Source organism: Sphingomonas sp. BAUL-RG-20F-R05-02, from assembly GCF_022662305.1.
GTDB lineage: Bacteria > Pseudomonadota > Alphaproteobacteria > Sphingomonadales > Sphingomonadaceae > Sphingomonas.
On the sequence record NZ_JAKNQH010000072.1, the window covers coordinates 1 to 707 of the forward strand.

The 707-nt window shown below is 69.0% G+C and carries 1 pseudogene; it reads right to left on the reverse strand.

Going from position 1 to position 707, the window contains the following annotated elements:
• Nucleotides 1-707: pseudogene (locus tag L8F97_RS22480) on the reverse strand (IS630 family transposase); the annotation flags it as partial.

Sequence of the window (707 nt, forward strand, 5' to 3'; positions counted from 1 at the left end):
CCTTCTCGATCGGGTTGAAGTCGGGGCTGTATGGCGGGAGGAACAGCAGGCGGGCGCCGGCCGCTTCGATCAGGTCGCGGACGCTGGCGCGCTTGTGGCTGGAGAGATTGTCCATGATCACCACGTCGCCACGCTTTAGGTCGGGCACGAGTACGCGGTCGACATAGGCCTCGAACCAGTCGCCGTTGATCGGGCCGTCGAGCACCATCGGCGCGACCATGCCGGTCATGCGCAAGCCGGCGACCAGCGTGGTGGTCTTGCGATGGCCGTGCGGGTAGCCCATCCGCAGCCGCTCGCCGCGACGGCAGCGGCCGTGGCTGCGGGTCATGTTGGTCGCCGTCCAGGTCTCGTCGATGAACACCAGCCGTTCGGGATCAAGGTCGAGCTGGCCGTCGAACCAAGCTTCGCGCTGGCTCAGGACGTCGGCGCGATCCTGCTCGATCGCGTGCCCGGTCTTTTTTGCGCGTGATCCCGTGGCGGGCGAAGAAGCGGTGCAGCGTCGAGATCGCCACGCTTACGCCCGCCAGCCCAAGCTCGCGGCGCAGCTCGTCCAGCGTGATGTCGCGCCCGGCCTCGTGCAACGCCAGGATCGTCTGCGCGTGCGCCTCGATCCGGCGCGACCGGGTGTCGCCGCCCTGTGCCTTGGCAGCGTAGCCACCGGTGCTGCGGCGCTGGTCATGCCAGCGGATCACCGTCGCGGCCGCCAC